Genomic DNA, 18,862 nt, shown 5'->3' with positions numbered 1-18,862 from the left:
CGGACCCAACGCCGCCCCTCAGCGCACGGTGAAGGTGTCCTGTGCCGGCTCACCGGTGGCGCCGAGCGCGCCGTGGTCCTCGCCGTCGACGCTCACCTGCAGCGACCCGTCGGACGACTGCACCCGCACCGGCGGGGCGACGTCCTTGAGGGTGCGGCTCTCGCCGAAGGACAGCGGGCCCCGGAAGGCGATCTCGCCGGCACCGTCGCGGACGATCACCTGGGCGCCGCCACCGGCGGCGGTGATCACGACCGGGACGGGGTCGCCGAGCTGCTGGAAGCTGTGGCTGCCGCCGGAGCCGTTGAGGACCGGCGTCGTGTGCAGGTCCACGGGGCTGTCCATCACCAGGCGGGCGATCGACCAGGCCAGCACCAGCGTCATCACCGCGGCGATGAGCACCGACCAGTTGGGGCCGCCGCGGGTGCCGCGGATCGAGCCGTGGGACCCCGTGGCCAGCTCGGCCTCGAAGACCCGGCGCGGGTTGATGGGGGCGTCGGCGTAGCGCTCGTCGTACGACGCCAGCAGCGGCGCCACGTCGATGCCGAGCACCCGCGCGAGGGTGCGCAGGTGGCCGCGGGCGTAGAAGTCGCCACCGCAGGGGGCGAAGTCGTCGACCTCGATCGACTCGATCACGTGCGGGCGGATGCGGGTGCGGTCGGCCAGCTGGTCGACCGTGAGGGCCAGGCGGGTGCGGGCCGCGGCCAGCTCCGGACCCACGACCGGGTCGTCGGCGGGCTGGGCCTCGAACTCGTCGATCAGCAGGGGTGCGACGGGGGCGCCCGCGCGGGCGATCGGGCGGACCCGGTCGCCCCAGACCTGGGTGTCCTCGACGAGGTTGATGCTGCCCGGGCGACGCAGCTCGCGGGCCTCGGGCAGCTCGCGCGTCGTGCCGTCCTCGCTGCTGTCGCGGCGCAGGGCAGTGGCGCCCATCGTCAGGTCGCTGCGGACCTCGATGCGCGCCGCCGTGACGGGCTCGCGCAGGGGGCTCGGCGTGGCGCTGGCGGCGACCGCCGGCAGGGTCTCGGTGGGCATGGCCTCGGTGGGCTCACCGTCCTCGACCGGCATGCGGTTGCGCTGGAGGCGGGCGGCCACGGCGCCGATGCCGCGGGCCAGGGCCGGGCGCGGGTCGTGCCAGCGCGTGGCCGGCGACTCGTCGGTCTCGTCGACCTCGTCGACCTCGTCGACCAGGTCCTCGACCGGCTCATCGACGGAGACTTCGACCGGCTCGTCGACGGGGCGCTCGGCGGTCACCTCGACGACCAGCTGGTCGTCGCCGGCGAGCCGGACCAGCGCGGCGGTCAGGTCCTCGCCGGCACCGCTCACGCGGGTGGTGAGGGCCAGGGGCACGGCGAAGGGTGCGCCGTAGAGGCGGGTGGCCAGCGTCGACTGACGGCGACCGGAGGGGTCCAGCTCCGCCAGCACCCGCTCGGTGTTGCGGGCGACGAGGACCAGCCGGCCGTCGCGCAGGAAGCCGCGGCGCGGGGTGTGCTCGACGTGGGACAGCGCGCCCCACGGCATGCCGCGCCAGGTGCGACCGAGGCGGATGCGCACGCCCTGGGTGTCGGCCACCAGCAGCGGCGTGCGGGCGTCGACGAACGCGACCAGGTGGGCCACGCCGAGCACGCCCATGAGGACCGCGAGGGTCCAGTCGACGACCGCACCGGTGGCGGCGGCACGTGCGAGGTAGGCGATGGCGACGGCCGAGGCCACGCCACCCACGAGGGCGGCGAGCCCGGCGTTGCGGCGCACCTCGACGGGGTCGGGCGCCAGGCCGAGGGGCTCGGGCGCCGACTGCTCGTCGTACTGGTCGTGGTCGTGGTCGTCGTGGACCTGGGCTGCGCTCACGTTGTTCACATCTCCCCCTGCAGGGTGGCGATCACGCCGTCGATCTCGTCGGGCTTCACGAGCACGTCGCGGGCCTTGGATCCCTCGCTGGGACCCACCACGCCACGGCTCTCCATGATGTCCATCAGGCGTCCTGCCTTGGCGAAGCCGACGCGGAGCTTGCGCTGGAGCATCGAGGTCGACCCGAACTGGGTCGAGACGACGAGCTCGATGGCCTGGATGACCAGGTCCATGTCGTCGCCGATGTCGTCGTCGAGCTCGCGCTTGCTGGCGGCGGGCGCGGTGACGTCCTCGCGGTAGGACGGCTCGAGCTGGCTCTTGCAGTGCTTGACGACCTGGGCGATCTCGGCCTCGGTGACCCAGGAGCCCTGGACACGGACGGCCTTCGAGGAGCCCATCGGGAGGAAGAGCCCGTCACCCTGGCCGACCAGCTTCTCGGCGCCCGGCTGGTCGAGGATGACCCGGCTGTCGGCCAGCGACGAGGTCGCGAAGGCCAGGCGGGAGGGCACGTTGGCCTTGATCAGGCCGGTGACCACGTCGACGCTCGGTCGCTGGGTCGCGAGCACCAGGTGGATGCCGGCCGCACGGGCCAGCTGGGTGATCCGGACGACCGCGTCCTCCACGTCGCGCGGGGCGACCATCATCAGGTCGGCGAGCTCGTCGACGATGACCAGGAGGTAGGGGTACGGCGTGACCTCGCGCTCGGAGCCCGGGGGCACCTGGACCTTGCCCGCCCGGACGGCCTTGTTGAAGTCGTCGATGTGGCGGAACCCGAAGTTGGCCAGGTCGTCGTAGCGCATGTCCATCTCGCGCACGACCCAGGCCAGCGCCTCGGCGGCCTTCTTGGGGTTGGTGATGATCGGCGTGATCAGGTGCGGGACGCCCTCGTAGGCGTTCAGTTCGACCCGCTTGGGGTCGACCATGATCATCCGGACCTCGTCGGGCGTGGAGCGCATCAGGATCGAGGTGATCATCGAGTTGATGAACGACGACTTTCCGGATCCGGTGGCGCCGGCGACGAGCAGGTGCGGCATCTTCGCGAGGTTGGCGACGACGAAACCGCCCTCGACGTCCTTGCCGAGGCCGGCCACCATCGGGTGGTGGTCCGAGCGGGCGGTGTTGGACCGGAGCACGTCGCCGAGGGAGACGATCTCCTTGTCGAGGTTGGGGATCTCGATGCCGATCGCGGACTTGCCGGGGATCGGGCTGAGGATGCGCACGTCGGCAGAGGCCACGGCGTAGGCGATGTTCTTGGAGAGGGCGGTGACCTTCTCGACCTTGACCGCAGGGCCGAGCTCGACCTCGTAGCGGGTGACCGTCGGGCCCCGGGTGTAGCCGGTGACCTGGGCATCGATGCCGAACTCGTCGAGCACGCTCGTGAGCCGGTTGACGACCTCGTCGCTGGCCTTGGAGCGGGCCTTGTGCACCGAGCCGGGCTTGAGCACCTCGTTGGCGGGCAGCGAGTAGGTGACGTCGCCGGACAGGGCGAGCTGCTCGACGCGCGCGGGCAGCGGCGAGTGCGGCGGCGGCTCGAGCTCGGTCTTGCCGGCCGACGGGGCGGCCGCGGCGGCGTCGAGGATGTCCAGGCCGACGGCGTCGGTCTCCTGGGTCTCCTCCATGCCCTCCATCGCGACGTCGAGGGCGTCCTTCTTGCGACGCTTCCGGATCTCGCGGTCGGTGAGCACCGGTGAGTCGTAGGCCGGGTCGCCCTCGGGGTCGTAGTCCTCGACCCTGCCGCGGCGGCTGCGGATCGGCTGGGTCTCGTCGAGACCGTCGGTGCCGTCCTCGGCGTGGTGCTCGCGGCCGAGCATCCGGTCGCGGAGCTCGGCGAGGCGCATCGGCACCTGGTAGAGCGGCGTCGCGGTGATGATGAGGACGCCGAAGAAGGAGAGCAGCGCGAGCAGCGGCACCACGACGTACGGCGTGCGCAGCAGGTCGAGCAGCAGCGAGGAGACGACGAACCCGACCGCTCCCCCGGCGCCCTGGAGCTTGCTGGCGTCACCCATGACCGGCTGCGGGTTGCCGTTGGCGATGTGGACGATGCCGAGGATGCCGAAGGCGAAGGCGGCCCAGCCCACGACCTGGCGACCGGCCGGGCCGTTGTGGATCGGGTCGCGCATGTTGCGCCACCCGACGTAGACGAGCGCCAGCGGGACGAACCAGCCGACCTTGCCGACCGTCCCGGCGACCACGGTCCGGGTGAAGCCCATGGCGGGCGCGTCGATCTGGAACCAGACGGCGGCACCCACGACGACCGAGAGGCCGAAGAGGAACAGGCCGACCCCGTCGCGGCGGTGCTCGGGCTCGAGGTCGCGTGCGGTCCGGCCGATGCCGCGTGCGGCGGCACCCAGGGCGTGCGCGACGCCGAGCCAGACGGCAGCGATGCCGCGGAAGACGGCGGTGAACATGCGGGAGACCGGCCCGGGACCGTTGCGGACGGCGCGGGGCGCCGGACGCTTCGAGCGCGCGCTGGGAGCCGGCTTGCGCTTGCTGGTGCTGCGCGCCGTGCTCGTGCTCTTCGTCGGGGTGTTGCCGGTACTCCGGGATCGGGTGCTCGAGGTCCCTCGTGCGGGGCTCTTCGACCCGGTCGAGGACGTGCTCTTGCTCCGCGACCCCGGCGGGGAAGACGTACGGGTCGCCATGGTCAGCACGGTAATCGATGGTCCCACCCGTCACAGGGATCACAGGAGCGTGTCGGCCGGCTGTCCTCATGGGCAGTTCTTTCGGCCACCGGTTCCGAAAAGATTCGCGGGTCTGCTGGCACGGGCAGGCAGGTCTCCATAGGGTGCCCCGTGGGTGTCGTAGTTCACACGCGGCACCAGGGGACCACTTCGGAGGGAAAACCACACGTGAAACTCACTCGGCTAGGGATCAGCCTTGCCCTCGTGGGCGCCGGCTTCGCCGCCGTGCCCGGGATGCAGGCCGTTGCGGCAGGCACCAACGCCGCGGCTGCGGGCGACTCGCTCGTCCAGCAGCTGCGCGGCGAGGCCACCGGGTCCGTCGTACTCACCCAGGAGCGCGCCACCGGCAAGGTCGGCTTCGTCCGGTCCGCCGCGGGCGGCGACCTGATGCCGTCGCTCGAGGGTGACTCGCTGCGCGGTGCCGTGGACAAGGCCAACGCCTACCTCGGCAAGTACGCCGGCGTCTTCGGCGCCACCAAGGACCAGCTGCGCCAGACCGACGCGGCGGCGGGCCGCTACGGCTGGACCGTCACCTACAAGCAGTACTACCGCGGTCTGCCGGTCTTCGGCTCCACCATCAAGGCCAACCTCGACAAGGCCGGCGACCTGACCTCGGTCAACGGCTACGCCGCCCCGGGTCTCGACCTGTCGGTCACGCCCCGGGTGAGCAAGTCGATCGCCTCCTCGCACGCCATCGGCACCGTGCACGCCAACCCGCCGGGCTCGGCCGAGGCCCCGGCCGACGTCACCGGCCTGGAGGCCTCCTCCGCCGAGCTCGTGATCTACCGGACCGGCGCGATCCGCGGCCAGCAGGGCACCAACATCCTCGCCTGGATGGTCGGCGTCACCAACGCCCACGGCGTCAACGACCGCGTCTTCGTCGACGCGGCGACCGGCAAGGTCGTCAACCGCTACTCGCTGACCGAGGCGTTCGAGACCAACCGCGAGCTCTACGACGCCACGCAGGACCAGGCCCACCTGGAGTGGAAGGACGGGGACGCCTTCCCGGGCACGCTGACGAAGTACCAGCAGGACCTCATGTACGACGCCGGCAACTCCTACTGGCTCTACGCCAACACCTTCGGCCGGGACTCCTTCGACGGCCAGGGCACCAAGATGGTCACGGTCGAGAACTACTCCGACCCCAACGACCCCAACTACTGCCCCAACGCCAACTGGAACGGCCAGCGCATCAACATGTGCCCCGGCTCCGAGGCCGACGACGTGGTGTCGCACGAGTGGGGCCACGCCTACACCGAGTACACCTCGGGCCTGATCTACCAGTGGCAGCCCGGTGCGCTCAACGAGTCCTACTCCGACGTGTGGGGCGAGACGATCGACCTGATCAACGGCCGCCACGACGAGGGCGAGACCAACGGTCCGCGCACCGACGGCCTGTGCTCGCAGTTCACGCGCGGCCCGGTCGGTGTGCTGATCAACTCCCCGGCCTCCATCGCCAAGGACTGTGACGCGGCTCCCGCCTCCTACGGTCCGGTGGTCACCAAGACGGGCGTCACCGGCAACGTCGTCCAGGGTGTCGACACCGCCGCCGACGGCAGCACCACGACCGACGGCTGCTCGCCGTTCGACAACGCGGCCGCCGTCTCGGGCAAGATCGCGATCGTCGACCGTGGCACCTGCACCTTCGACACCAAGACCGCCAACGCCCAGGCCGCCGGCGCCACCGCGCTGATCATCGGCAACCGCGACGAGGCACCGTTCTCGGCGTCCGGCGACGGGACCGGCATCACGATCCCGACCGTGATGATCGGGCTCACCGACCGCGAGACCATCAAGACGGCTCTCGGCGGCGGAAGCACCGTCAACGTCACGATCCGCGACATCAGCAGCGACCCGGTGGACAACTCCTACCGGTGGCTGATCGGCGAGCAGGCCCCGGCCTTCGGCGGTGCGCTGCGCGACATGTGGCAGCCCACCTGCTACGGCGACCCGGGCAAGGTCTCCGACGCCGAGTACAAGTGCGCGACCGACGACAACGGCGGCGTGCACGGCAACTCGGGTGTCCCCAACCACGGCTACGCCCTGCTGGTCGACGGTGGCACCTACAACGGCGTCACCGTCCCCGGTATCGGCCTGGACAAGGCCGCCAACATCTGGTGGCAGACCCAGCTGGACTACCTGACCCCGATGTCGGACTTCACCGACATGGCGGACAGCCTCGACGCGGCCTGCACCGCGCTCGTGGGCCAGCCGATCCAGAAACTGTCGGTCCAGCGCCTGACTCCGGGTGGCCCGGCGGCGCCCATCACCGCCGCCGACTGCCAGGCCGTCTCCGCGATGGAGCAGGCCGTGCAGTTCCGCACCCCGCCGACGCAGTGCAACTTCCAGCCGCTGCTCGCCAAGGGCGCCCCGGCCGCCTGCGGCAAGGCGTTCACCACCTCCAAGGTGTGGGGCGACGACTTCGAGAAGGGCCTGGGCAACTGGACCAAGGGCGGCTCGACGGTCTACCCCGATGGTCACGGCTACCCGTGGCGGACCACCGGCTCGGCACCCGGCTCGCACGCGAGCAAGGTGGCGGCCGGCCGGGACCCGCAGGGCGGCAGCTGCTCGGGTGACGCCGACGACGTCTCCAGTGTCGACACGATCGCCAGCCCGGCGGTCTCGCTGCCCAACGGCGCCTCGCGGCACCTGGTGTTCCAGCACTACGTGTCCACCGAGGCCGGGTTCGACGGCGGCAACGTGAAGATCAAGGTCAACGGCGGCGCCTGGAAGCTCATCCCGGCCGGCGCCTACACGTTCAACGGCCCGAACTCCACGCTCGCCACCAACGACGAGGGCAGCACCGACCCGCTCGCCGGCCAGGACGCCTGGACCGGCACGGACGGCGGCCAGGTCCACGGCTCGTGGGGCACCACGGTCGTCGACCTCAAGGCGGCCGGCGCCAAGGCGGGCGACACCGTGAAGTTCCGCTTCGACATGGGCCGTGACGGCTGTGGAGGCGTCGAGGGCTGGTACCTCGACAACGTCAAGGTCGTGGTCTGCAAGAAGAAGTCCAACGCCAGCGGTCGCCACGCGGCCGTCGGCACCCGCCGTCACTGACGGCACCGCACCACCCGTCTCACCAGGAGGCCCCGTCGGACACGTCCGGCGGGGCCTCCTGCCATGCTCGGCTCGTGCCCGCCCAACTCGATGCTGCACAGCTCATCTGGATCCTGCCCGCAGCCTTCGCGCTGACCGACTGGGCCGCGGTGGCCCGCGGCGATCGACGTACGGAGGCGTGGGCGAAGCCCGCGACGCTCGCGTCGCTGATCGTGACGGCGGTCGTGCTGGGTGCCGCCTCGGACAGCGCCGGGGTGTGGCTGCTGGTCGCGCTGGCCTTCGGGCTGCTCGGCGACGTCGCCCTGCTCTCGGACTCGCTCCCCCGCTTCAAGGCCGGCGTCGCGGCGTTCCTGGTCGGGCACCTGGCCTTCCTGGTCTGCTTCGCCGACCTCGGCCTGCCGCGCCCGACCTGGTCCTGGGCGGTCTTCGCCGTCCTCGCCGCCAGCGTCGCCGTGACCCGGGACGTCGTGCCGCGGTGCCACCACCTCGGCGGGGCGTCCCTGTCGGTGCCCGTCGCCGTCTACACCGCCGTGATCGGGGCGATGCTGGTCTGCGCGTGGTTCACCGGGGAGTGGCTCGTCGCCCTGGGCGCCACCGTCTTCGTCAGCAGCGACGCCACCCTCTCGGTGGACCGGTTCGTCCGGCCCATCCCCCACGCCAAGCTCGCCCTGATGGTCACCTACCACCTCGGCCAGGCGCTGATCGTGGCCGGCGTGCTGGCCGCCACCTGACCCGCGAGAGGGCACTTCGTGCCACTCCCAGACGCACGAGAGGGCGATCCTGCCGGCAGGATCGCCCTCTCGGTGGCTTGAGAGTGCCTGGAAGTGCCCTCTCGGCCTCAGGCCTCGATGACCACCGGGATGATCATCGGGCGGCGGCGGTGGGTGTTGCTGACCCAGCGGCCGACGACGCGGCGGACGGTCTGCTGGAGCTGGTAGGAGTCGGTGTTGCCCTCGGAGATGGCCCGGTCGAGCGCGTCGATGATCGGCTGCTTGATCGCGTCGAAGGTCGAGTCGTCCTCGGCGAAGCCGCGGGCGTGGATCTCAGGCCCTCCGGACACCTTGCCGCTGACGGAGTCGACGACGACGATCACCGAGATGAAGCCCTCCTCGCCGAGGATCCGGCGGTCCTTGAGGTCGGACTCGGTGATGTCGCCGACCGAGGAGCCGTCGACGAAGACGTAGCCGCAGTCGACCTTGCCGGCGATCGCGGCGACACCGTCGACGAGGTCGACCACCACGCCGTCCTCGGCGATGACGACGTTGGGCACGCCGGTGGCGCGGGCCAGGTCGGCGTTGGCGCGCATGTGCCGGATCTCGCCGTGGACGGGCAGGACGTTCTTCGGCTTGACGATGTTGTAGCAGTAGAGGAGCTCACCGGCGCTGGCGTGGCCGGAGACGTGCACGAGCGCGTTGCCCTTGTGCACGACGTTGGCGCCCCAGCGGGCCAGGCCGTTGATGACCCGGTAGACGGCGTTCTCGTTGCCCGGGATCAGGCTGGAGGCGAGCAGGACGGTGTCGCCCTCCTCGATGTGCACGAAGTTGTGGTTGCGCTGCGCGATCCGCGACAGGGCGCTCATCGGCTCGCCCTGCGAGCCGGTGGAGACCAGCACCTGGCGCTCCGGCGGCAGGTCGGCCAGGTCCTTGGTGTCGACGAGCACGCCCGGCGGCACCTTGAGGTAGCCCAGGTCCTTGGCGATCGCCATGTTCCGCACCATCGAGCGGCCGACGTAGGCGACCTGCCGCTCGTGGGCGTACGCCGCGTCGAGCACCTGCTGCACGCGGTGCACGTGCGAGGCGAAGCACGCCACGATGATCCGCTGCTGCGACTCGTGGAAGACCCGGTCGATGACCGGGGTGATCGACTTCTCCGCGGGCGTGAAACCGGGGGTCTCGGCGTTGGTGGAGTCGGTCAGGAAGAGGTCGACGCCCTCCTCGCCGAGCCGCGCGAAGGCGCGCAGGTCGGTGATCCGGCCGTCCAGCGGGAGCTGGTCCATCTTGAAGTCGCCGGTGTGCAGGACCAGGCCCGCACCGGTGCGGATGGCGACGGCGAGCGCGTCCGGGATGGAGTGGTTGACCGCGACGAACTCGAGGTCGAACGGGCCGAAGGAGACCCGGTCGCCCTCGCGGACCTTGTGGTGCACGGTCTCCTTGAGCCGGTGCTCGCGCAGCTTGCTGCCGAGCAGGGCCAGCGTGAGCTCGGAGCCGACGAGCGGGATGTCGCCGCGCTCGCGGAGGAGGTACGGCGTGGCGCCGATGTGGTCCTCGTGGCCGTGGGTCAGGACGAGCGCCTCGACGTCGTCGAGGCGGTCCCGGATCGAGGACCAGTCGGGGAGGATCAGGTCCACGCCGGGGTGGTGGTCCTCGGGGAAGAGCACGCCGCAGTCGACGATCAGCAGCCGCCCGTCGTACTCGAAGACGGTCATGTTGCGGCCGACCTCGCCGAGCCCGCCGAGCGCGGTGATCCGCAAACCCCCCTTCGCCAGATCGGCCGGTGCGGAGAGTTCGGGATGAGGATGGGACAAAGTCGTTCCTTACGGGATGAGACCGGAGGCGACGAGGCCGGCACGCAGCGCGGCCACCTCGTCGTCGTCCAGCGGCACCAAGGGCGCGCGGACGTTCCGGTTGTCGAGTACGCCGAGGAGCTGGAGTGCTGCCTTGGCGGTGGTGGCTCCGTAGTTGGGGACGCCCATGACGGCGTCCGTCGCGGGGAGCAGCCGCGTGAAGATGGTGAGGGCCTGCGCGTGGTCGCCGGCCCGGAAGGCCTCGATCATCGCGCGGATCTGGTCGCCGGCCGCGTGGCCGACGACGGAGACGACGCCGGCGGCGCCGTGCGCCAGCCAGCCGAGGGTGGAGACGTCGTCGCCGGAGTAGAGGGCGTAGCCCATCTGCATGATCTTGACGCCGCGGGCGTAGTCGCCGACCGCGTCCTTGACCGCGACGACCTGCTCGAGCTCGAAGGCCTTCTCGTAGACCTCGAGCGAGATCTCGGTGCCGGTGCGGCCCGGCACGTCGTACAGCATGACGGGTACGTCGCTCGCCTCGACGACCGTGCGGAAGTGGTGCAGCACGCCGGCCTGGCCGGGCTTGTTGTAGTAGGGCGTGACGAGCAGCAGCCCGTCGGCGCCGATCTTCTCGGCCTGCTGCGCCAGCTCCACCGAGTGGGCGGTCGCGTTGGTGCCGATGCCGGCGACGATCGTGGCGCGGTCGCCGACCGCGTCCTTGACGGCGGCCAGGATCTGGCCGTCCTCCGCGACGGTGGTGGTCGGCGACTCGCCCGTGGTGCCGGAGACGACGACGCCGTCGTGGCCGTGGTCGACCAGGTGGGTCGCGATCCGCGCGGTGCCCTCGAGGTCGACGGATCCGTCGGCGTGGAACGCGGTGGCCATGGCGGTGAGCACGCGGCCGAACGGAGCGGCGGGCTGGGTCGTCATGCCCGAAGGTTATCGCTTCCCCGCCGCTCCCCCGACGCGCGGGACGGTGCGGGACGTTCGGCGAGGTGGCCGGGCCGCACGCCTCTCCCCGGGCCGCCCTCCGCGGCAGAGGGTGGGAGCAGGCGGGACCCGTCCGTGGCCCGCCGGGAGGGAAGCCCGCCATGAACACCTGGAGCGTCGTCGGACTGGTGGTCGCGGTCGTCGCCGCGATCGGTCTCGCCCTGTCGATCAGGGTGGTCACGCAATACCAGAAGGGGGTGCTCTTCCGGCTCGGACGCGTCATCGGGGTCCGGGAGCCGGGGCTGCACTTCATCATCCCGGTCATCGACCAGCTGCGCCGCGTCTCCCTGCGGATCGTGACGATGCCGATCCAGTCCCAGGGGATCATCACGCGGGACAACGTGAGCATCGACGTGGCTGCGGTGGCGTACTACCGGATCGTCGACGCCACCAAGGCGATCGTCGCCATCGAGAACGTCGCGGCCGCGATCAACCAGATCGCCCAGACCACGCTGCGCAACGTCGTCGGCCAGAGCTCGCTGGACCAGACGCTGTCGGAGACCGACTCCATCAACGCCAGCATCCGGGAGATCCTCGACGTGACGACCGCCGACTGGGGCGTCGTGGTCACGCTCGTCGAGCTCAAGGACATCCAGCTCCCGGAGAGCATGAAGCGCGCGATGGCCCGCCAGGCCGAGGCCGAGCGGGAGAAGCGCGCCAAGATCATCGCCGCCGAGGGTGAGGCGGCGGCTGCTGCCGCGCTGGGCGACGCGTCCGACACGATGATGGCCCACCCGCTCGCCCTCCAGCTGCGCAACCTGCAGAGCCTGGTCGAGATCGGCGTCGACAAGAACACGACCGTGGTCTTCCCGGCACCCCTGATGAGCACCATCGCCGACCTCGGTGCGTTCCTGCGGCGCGAGGCCGCCGCCGCGGAGCCGGTCCCCCGGCCGCGGCGTGCGTCAGACGTGCGGCGCGACCTCGGTGGCGATGAGCCGCAGGTGGTCCAGGTCCCCCAGGTCGAGCACCTGGAGGTAGGCGCGCTCGGCACCGAGGGCGGCGTAGCGGCGGAGCTTGTCGACGACCTCGTCCGGTGAGCCGGCGAGGCCGTTGGTGCGCAGCTCCTCGGGCTCCCGCCCGATCGCCTTCGCCCGACGCTCGACCTCGGCCTCGTCGGCACCGACGCAGACCACGAGGGCGTTGGACCAGGTCATCGTCGCCGGGTCGCGGTCCTGCGCCTCGCAGGCGGCGCGCACCCGGGCGAACTGCGCCGCGGTCGTCTCCTCATCGACGAAGGGCAGGTTGAACTCGTCGGCGTAGCGGGCGGCGAGCTCCGGGGTCCGCTTCTTGCCCAGCCCGCCGATCAGCACCGGCGGCCGGGCCTGGGTCGGCTTCGGCAGGGCCGGGGAGTCGATGACCTCGTAGTGGGTGCCGCGGTGGGTGAACCGCTCCCCCACCGCCGTGCCCCACAGCCCGGTGATGATCGCGAGCTGCTCCTCGAACCGGTCGAAGCGCTCGCCGGTGGAGGGGAAGGGGATGCCGTAGGCCGTGTGCTCCTGGGCGAACCAGCCCGCACCGATCCCGAGCTCGACGCGACCGCCGCTCATCTGGTCGACGTTGGCCACCTGGATGGCGAGGGGGCCGGGGTGCCGGAACGTCGCGCTCGTCATCATCGTGCCGAGCCGGATCGTGCTGGTGTCCCGCGCCAGGCCGGCCAGCGTCGTCCAGGCGTCGCTCGGCCCGGGCAGCCCCTCGGTGCCCATGCCGAGGTAGTGGTCGGACCGGAAGAAGGCCCCGAACCCGAGCTCCTCGGCGGTCCGGGCGACCGCGAGGAGGTCGTCGTACGTCGCTCCCTGCTGGGGTTCGGTGAAGATGCGCAGCTCCATGCGCCCCACCCTGACAGGCGGCGCCAAGTCCGGGATGCCGGGGCAGGGAGCCGAGGTCGGAATCACCGGTTAACCGGTGGTTCCGTCCGAAGGAGTGCGCAGGATCATCACCCAGCGCCGCGAAATGATGATCGTGCGCACACAAGCGACCGGCAGCGACCGGCAGCGACTCAACCGGCCCGATAGGGTCCCGCCCATGATGGCCATGGCCCAGGCGGGCTTCGTGTTCCTGTCGATGACGAAGACGGGCTCGACGACCATCCAGCGCGAGTTCGAGCGGCACGCCCAGCTCGTCGCCTCCAAGCCGCCGCCGATGAAGCACATGACGGCACGCTTCTTCGAGGCCTCCATCGCGCCGGTGCTGACGCACTACGGCTTCGCGCGCGAGTCCTACGAAACGGTCGCAATGGTCCGCGAGCCGGTCGACTGGGCCGCCTCGTGGTGGCGCTACCGGGCCCGGCCGGGCACCGAGGGCCGCAGGACCTACACGGGCGACATGGGCTTCGACGAGTTCGCCGACCGGATCTGCACCGGCGAGGTCTACCTCGGCAGCTCGGCGAAGTTCGTCAGCAGCCTGGAGGGCGAGGTCCTCGTCGACCGGATCTACCGCTACGAGCACCTCGACCGGGCCGCCGCCTGGATGGCCGACAAGCTGGGCGTGAAGGTGCCCGAGCTGGCGTCGGCCAACGTCTCGCCCGAGCGTGCGGCCGCGATCGACCCGGCGACCCGGGCCAAGCTCGAGGCGCACTACGCGGCCGACCTCGAGGTCTACCGCTCGGCGCTCTAGGCGCGTTCCAGCCACGCGACTGCGTAGCCGGCGTGCTCCTCGCGCGCGGTCTCGATCCAGTCGTCGGCGTCGTACGCCGGGTAGAAGGTGTCGCCGTCCGGCGACCGGTGCACCCACGTCAGCACCTGGTGGGTGGCGAGCGGCATCGCCTGCTCGTAGACCGTCGCTCCCCCGGCGACCATCACGTCACCGGGCAGGTCGGCGGCCAGCGCCAGCGCGGCCTCGAGCGAGTCGGCGACGAGGACGCCCTCGGCCGACCACGAGGGTGAGCGGGTGAGCACGATCGTCGTACGTCCCGGGAGCGGGCGGCCGATCGAGTCGTAGGTCGCCCGGCCCATCACCAGCGTGTGGCCCAGCGTCGTCCGCTTGAAGTGCGCGAAGTCCTCGGGGATCCGCCAGGGGATGTCGCCGTCGGCGCCGATCACGCCGTTGTCGGCCACAGCGGCGACCAGCACGACGCGCTTGTCCTCAGACGGCAATGGGTGCCTTGATGCCGGGGTGCGGGTCGTATCCCTCGAGGGTGATGTGCTCGAGCTCGAAGGCGTCGAGCTCGGTGACCGACGGGTCGAGCGTGAGCGTCGGGAGAGGCCGCGGCGAGCGGGTCAGCTGAAGCCGCGCTTGGTCGAGGTGGTTGGAGTAGAGGTGCGCGTCGCCGAGGGTGTGCACGAAGTCGCCGACCTCGAGGCCGGCCACCTGCGCGACCATGTGGGTCAGCAGGGCGTACGACGCGATGTTGAACGGCACGCCGAGGAACACGTCGGCCGAGCGCTGGTAGAGCTGGCAGCTCAGCCGCCCCTGCGCGACGTAGAACTGGAACATCGTGTGGCACGGCGCCAGCGCCATCTGCGGGATGTCGGCGACGTTCCACGCCGAGACGATGTGGCGGCGCGAGTCGGGGTTGGTGCGGATCTGCTCGACGACCTCGGCGATCTGGTCGACGTGCCGCCCGTCGGGGGTGGGCCAGGAGCGCCACTGGTAGCCGTAGACGGGCCCGAGGTCGCCGTTGTCGTCGGCCCACTCGTCCCAGATCGAGACGCCGCGGTCCTGCAGCCACTTCACGTTGGTGTCGCCGCGCAGGAACCACAGCAGCTCGGCGAAGACCGAGCGGGTGTGGATCTTCTTGGTCGTCACGAGGGGGAACCCCTCGGCGAGGTCGAAGCGCATCTGGTGCCCGAAGACCGAGCGGGTGCCGGTGCCGGTCCGGTCGCCCTTCTCCGCGCCATCGTCGAGGATCCGCTGGAGGAGGTCGAGGTACTGCTGCACGCCGCCGAGACTACCGCCGCGCGGCGGTCAGGGCGTGACGGTTCCGGCGATGGTCGTGCGTGTCTCGCCGCCGACCCAGACCGTGCCGTCCTCGAGCGAGACGTGGACCCGGCCCGCGCGCTGCAGGGCGGTGCCCTGGCTGGCGACGTACGCCGTGGGCAGGCGGGTGCCCGCCAGCCACTGGCCGATCCCGGCGTTGAGCGAGCCGGTGACCGGGTCCTCCGGCATGCCGTAGCCGGGGCAGAACGCGCGCACCTCGACGGCGACCGGCCCGGCGGCGTACTCCCCCACCACGCCTACCTTGAGGTCGCCGAAGGCCGCCCAGTCCGGGTCGAGCGCGAGGACGGCGTCGGCGTCGGCGAGCCGGACGCCGACCCAGCCGGGGCCGTTGTCGATCCACTCCGACTCCAGGACCTCGTCGTCGGTGATGCGCAGCGCCCGGCAGATGGCGGCCACGTCGTCCTCGGAGACCGGCCCGGTCCGGGTCAGCGGCGGTGCGGCGAACGCGAGCCGGTCGCCATCGCGGCGCACCCGGACGAGCCCGGCGCCGCACTCCTGGACGACGTGCTCGCTGGAGGCCGGCACTCCCCCGGCCTCCAGCCAGGCGTGGCAGGAGCCGAGCGTCGGGTGGCCTGCGAAGGGCAGCTCGCCGCCGGGCGTCCAGATGCGGACCCGATAGTCCGCGTCCGGCGAGGTGGGCGCCAGGAGGAACGTCGTCTCCGAGAGGTTCGTCCAGCGGGCGAAGGCCGCCATCTCGTCATCGCTGACGGCATCGGCGTCGTGGACGACCGCGAGGGCGTTGCCGCGCAGCGGCTCGCTGGAGAACACGTCGACCTGGCTGAAGCGCATGTCCCGGACCCTAGCGATCAGTGGGCCAGGACGGGCAGCGCCCCGGTGTGCGGGAACTTCGTGACGGTGAAGCAGGTGCGCTCGCCGAGGTGGCAGGTGCGCAGCTCGTAGGGGCCGGAGAACGACTGCCGGACGAACTCCCCCGCCTCCGGCTGGTCCGCGGCGTGCGCGACCACGTAGGTCACCTCGTCGTCGGGGCCGAGCGTGGCCGCGACGGCCAGGTCGCCCGGGTCGAGGCCGGTGAAGATCTGGTCGCCGCTGCGGGTGTCGTAGATGAGCGGTGTGCCGAGCTGGTTGTCGGCGGTGGGCCGGTGGGTGAGGAGGTACTCCCCCGCCGGCGACAGCTGGGCGTCCGTGCCCGCGACCTCGAAGGAGACGCCGTACGACGTCTGCTCGACGTGGATGCCGGCGCCCGGCGCGGTGGCGCGGGTGCCGTGCGAGACGGCGAGCAGCGACGGGATGCCGAGCCCCGCCTGCTCGCCGTCGGGCACCTGCCACGACCACTCGCCGTCGGCGGCCGCGTAGTAGAGGCGGGCGCCGTCGAAGCCCACCGGGTGCGGCCCGTCGTCGAGTCGGTCGGCCAGCGGACCGTGCGCCGCGACGTCGATGTGCCCAAGCTCCTGCCCGGCCGCGAGGTCCCACACGATCAGGCGCGTGACGCCCGGGCTGCCCGGGTCCACCCAGGCCGCCCACCCGTGGGCGTCGGAGGCGACCAGGGGCGCGAGCGGCGCCTTGTCGCCGATCCTGGTCACGGCGCCGTCATCGGCGACCCACGACACGGCGCCGCTCGGGTCGCCGATCACCGCACCCTCGCCGACCTCGACCAGGCTGCTGACCCGCGGCAGCTCCACCTCGACCCGCGGCAGGTGCAGCACCCCGTTAGCCCACCAGGCGACCTCGGCGAGGTTCTGCGCGCGGGTGACGTGCGGCCGGTCCGCAGCGGGTGCGAGCGGCGGGCGGGTACCGGCCCAGGCACCGAGGCCGACCAGCACGAGCACCGCGGCCGTCGCGCCGGCGATCTGCTTGAGCTGGCGGCGCCGGAGGTCCCGGGCCGTGATGACGACGGCGTCGATCGGCGGAGCGAGCACGTCGATCGCCGCCGCCGCGTCCCGGACTTCCGCGGGACCGGGCCGGCCCGCGGCGGGCGACGTACCGGGCGAGGCAACGAGGAGGCGGTCGAGCTGGTCCGGGTCCAGCCCGGCGACCGCCTCGAGCACGAGGGCGGCCCGGACCGGTGGGGTCAGCCGGTCGAGGGCCGGGACGAGGTCGAGCACCGGCTGCGGCTGCCCGAGCCCCGGGTGCGGCCAGACGGTGCGCCGCCTGGCGGCGCGGGCGACGGCCTCGAGCAGCGCCTCGTGGACCCGGGCATCGATGTCGCCGGCGTGCCGCTCGCGCTCCCAGCCGCGGTGGCAGCGGGCGAGCGCGTCGCGGACGACGTCCTCGGCCTCGCGCCGCGGGCAGCCCAGCAGCACCGCGGTGCGGACCAGCGCTGGCCAGCGCGCGGCCAGGTAGGCCGCGAAGTCGCTGTCCTGCTGCATGCACCCATCCTCACGTGGCGGCCGCGTCCCGGGGAGTGTTCGGAGACGAGGACGCCGCGGATGGGTGCAGCGCGGGTCAGGGGTGCAGCGACATCGGCCCGTAGACCTGCCGGTCGTGCTCGAAGAGCGTCACCGCGTCGACGCCCTCGGCCGCCAGGTCGGACCAGATCTCCCCGACCCACGACTCGGCGTCGGCCTGGCTGGCGAAGCGCTCGCCCGCGAGGTCGGCGGAGACCTTCACCTCGACGCCGGCCTTGTTCTCCAGGCGCCACCACCAGGGGCGCTCGGCGGGCGTCGGCGGTCGGAACGTCGGCGGCTGCTCGGGCAGGTTCACGGGTGCATCAGGCCTCTCGGACGGACGGATCCACGAAGGGTGGCTTGACCAGCTGGAAGATCTCGCGGCGGCCGCGGACGTCGACGCCCAGCTCGGCCTCGGGGTTGACGAAGGTCGGGACCAGCGCCAGGCCGATGCCCTTGCGCAGGGTCGGCGAGAAGGTGCCCGAGGTGATCTCGCACAGCGGCACGTCGGGGGTCAGCGAGACCCGCATGCCGGGGCGCGGGATGCCGCGGCCGACGGCGACCAGGCCGCGGAGCAGGCGCTTGGGCCCCTCCTCCTTCTCGGCGAGCAGCACGTCGCGGCCCCAGAAGGCCTCCTTCTGCCAGCCGACCGCCCAGCCCAGGCGGCCCTGGTTGGGGGTGACGTCGAGGGAGATGTCCTGGCCGTGGAGCGGGTAGCCCATCTCGGTGCGCAGCGTGTCGCGCGAGCCCAGGCCGCACGCGAGGATCCCGAACTCCTCGCCGGCGGCCATCAGCGCGTCCCAGAGCTCGGCGGCGACGTCGTTGGCCGCGATCAGCTCGTAGCCGCGCTCGCCGGTGTAGCCCGTCCGGCAGACGACGACGCCGCTCCCAGCGAACTCCGCCTCGACGAAGGACATGTAGTCGTGGCCGACCGGCAGGCCGACCTTCGCGAGCACCTCGTCGGACTTCGTGCCCTGGACCGCGAGCACGGCGTAGTCGCGGTGGTGGTCGACGACCTTCACGCCCTCGGGGGCCGTCGCCTGCAGGCGGCGTACGACCTCGGCGGTGTTGGCCGCATTCGGGACGAGGAGGACGTGGTCGTCGTCGTGGAAGTAGGCGATCAGGTCGTCGACGATGCCGCCGGTCTCGTCGTCGCAGCACAGGGTGTACTGCGCCTTGCCGGGCGCGATGCGGCCGAGGTCGTTGGTCAGCGTCGCGTTGACGTACGCCGCGGCGCCGGGGCCGACGACCATCGCCTTGCCGAGGTGGCTGACGTCGAAGATGCCGACCGACTCGCGGACGGCGGTGTGCTCCTTGACGGTGCCCGAGGGGTACTCCAGCGGCATCGACCAGCCGCCGAACTCCGCGAACTTGGCCCCCAGGGCCTCGTGACGGTCATGGATCGGGGACCTGAGCAACGCGGGCCCGTCGGTCGTCGTGTCGGACATGGCGCGAACCTACCGCAGCGGGCACCCCCGGCCGGGAGGCTGGCTACCATGCCC

Annotated in this window: 14 protein-coding genes and 1 pseudogene; 4 read left to right on the top strand and 11 right to left on the bottom strand. The window is 71.9% G+C overall.

Translation table 11 applies throughout. The features are described 5' to 3' along the window. Positions 1-18: 18 nt before the first annotated feature. Together FB382_RS22805 and FB382_RS06165 are read right to left on the bottom strand one after the other, a co-directional pair. On the bottom strand, positions 19-1,845 hold the full coding sequence (locus FB382_RS22805) for a helix-turn-helix domain-containing protein (RefSeq protein ID WP_220481280.1): 1,827 nt from the start codon (positions 1,843-1,845) through the stop codon (positions 19-21). Between the two features lie 5 nt (positions 1,846-1,850). Then, positions 1,851-4,253: an FtsK/SpoIIIE family DNA translocase gene (locus FB382_RS06165; protein WP_425490051.1), complete on the bottom strand. Its 2,403-nt coding sequence runs from the start codon at positions 4,251-4,253 to the stop codon at positions 1,851-1,853. Positions 4,254-4,730: 477 nt separating this feature from the next. Here FB382_RS06165 and FB382_RS06160 point away from each other — a divergent pair, with 477 nt between their 5' ends. Together FB382_RS06160 and FB382_RS06155 are read left to right on the top strand one after the other, a co-directional pair. Continuing rightward, positions 4,731-7,586 (top strand): M4 family metallopeptidase, encoded by a 2,856-nt coding sequence (locus FB382_RS06160; RefSeq protein WP_182537656.1) that lies wholly within the window; start codon positions 4,731-4,733, stop codon positions 7,584-7,586. A 74-nt stretch (positions 7,587-7,660) separates the two neighbouring features. After that, entirely contained in the window at positions 7,661-8,317 is a 657-nt protein-coding gene (locus FB382_RS06155) for a lysoplasmalogenase family protein (protein ID WP_182537654.1), read from the top strand. Positions 8,318-8,424: 107 nt separating this feature from the next. On the opposite strand, the gene FB382_RS06150 is transcribed toward FB382_RS06155, so the two are convergent. Continuing rightward, positions 8,425-10,110 (bottom strand): ribonuclease J, encoded by a 1,686-nt coding sequence (locus tag FB382_RS06150; protein WP_182537652.1) that lies wholly within the window; start codon positions 10,108-10,110, stop codon positions 8,425-8,427. A gap of 9 nt (positions 10,111-10,119) precedes the next feature. Continuing rightward, positions 10,120-11,019 carry a 4-hydroxy-tetrahydrodipicolinate synthase gene (gene dapA / locus FB382_RS06145; RefSeq protein ID WP_182537650.1) on the bottom strand — a complete coding sequence of 300 codons (900 nt, stop codon included), beginning with the start codon at positions 11,017-11,019 and terminating at the stop codon, positions 10,120-10,122. Between the two features lie 161 nt (positions 11,020-11,180). Between dapA and FB382_RS06140 the strand changes: the two are divergent. After that, positions 11,181-11,753, top strand: a pseudogene (locus FB382_RS06140) (SPFH domain-containing protein); the annotation flags it as partial. A gap of 228 nt (positions 11,754-11,981) precedes the next feature. Here FB382_RS06140 and FB382_RS06135 read toward each other — a convergent pair. Then, positions 11,982-12,905: an LLM class F420-dependent oxidoreductase gene (locus FB382_RS06135; RefSeq protein WP_182537648.1), complete on the bottom strand. Its 924-nt coding sequence runs from the start codon at positions 12,903-12,905 to the stop codon at positions 11,982-11,984. A gap of 196 nt (positions 12,906-13,101) precedes the next feature. On the opposite strand from FB382_RS06135, the gene FB382_RS06130 reads away from it, so the two are divergent. Further along, positions 13,102-13,692 (top strand): hypothetical protein, encoded by a 591-nt coding sequence (locus FB382_RS06130; RefSeq protein WP_182537646.1) that lies wholly within the window; start codon positions 13,102-13,104, stop codon positions 13,690-13,692. Here FB382_RS06130 and FB382_RS06125 read toward each other — a convergent pair. The 6 genes from FB382_RS06125 to gcvT form a co-directional block, all read right to left on the bottom strand. Continuing rightward, positions 13,689-14,147: a dihydrofolate reductase gene (locus FB382_RS06125; RefSeq protein WP_343055503.1), complete on the bottom strand. Its 459-nt coding sequence runs from the start codon at positions 14,145-14,147 to the stop codon at positions 13,689-13,691. The genes FB382_RS06130 and FB382_RS06125 overlap by 4 nt on opposite strands. Before the next feature lie 13 nt (positions 14,148-14,160). Beyond that, positions 14,161-14,955: a thymidylate synthase gene (locus FB382_RS06120; protein ID WP_182537643.1), complete on the bottom strand. Its 795-nt coding sequence runs from the start codon at positions 14,953-14,955 to the stop codon at positions 14,161-14,163. 27 nt (positions 14,956-14,982) lie between these two features. Beyond that, positions 14,983-15,804 (bottom strand): PhzF family phenazine biosynthesis protein, encoded by an 822-nt coding sequence (locus FB382_RS06115; protein ID WP_182537642.1) that lies wholly within the window; start codon positions 15,802-15,804, stop codon positions 14,983-14,985. A 17-nt stretch (positions 15,805-15,821) separates the two neighbouring features. Beyond that, positions 15,822-17,342, bottom strand: a complete 1,521-nt coding sequence (locus FB382_RS06110) for a SigE family RNA polymerase sigma factor (RefSeq protein ID WP_182537641.1) — start codon at positions 17,340-17,342, stop codon at positions 15,822-15,824. A gap of 76 nt (positions 17,343-17,418) precedes the next feature. Beyond that, on the bottom strand, positions 17,419-17,676 hold the full coding sequence (locus FB382_RS06105; protein WP_182537640.1) for a hypothetical protein: 258 nt from the start codon (positions 17,674-17,676) through the stop codon (positions 17,419-17,421). Between the two features lie 7 nt (positions 17,677-17,683). Next, positions 17,684-18,808 (bottom strand): glycine cleavage system aminomethyltransferase GcvT, encoded by a 1,125-nt coding sequence (gene gcvT / locus FB382_RS06100; protein WP_182537639.1) that lies wholly within the window; start codon positions 18,806-18,808, stop codon positions 17,684-17,686. Positions 18,809-18,862: the final 54 nt, after the last annotated feature.

The sequence above is a fragment of the Nocardioides ginsengisegetis genome (assembly GCF_014138045.1).
Taxonomy (GTDB): Bacteria; Actinomycetota; Actinomycetes; order Propionibacteriales; family Nocardioidaceae; genus Nocardioides; species Nocardioides ginsengisegetis.
Note: the sequence above shows the minus strand (reverse complement) of the source record. Positions and strands in the feature narration are given on the sequence as shown.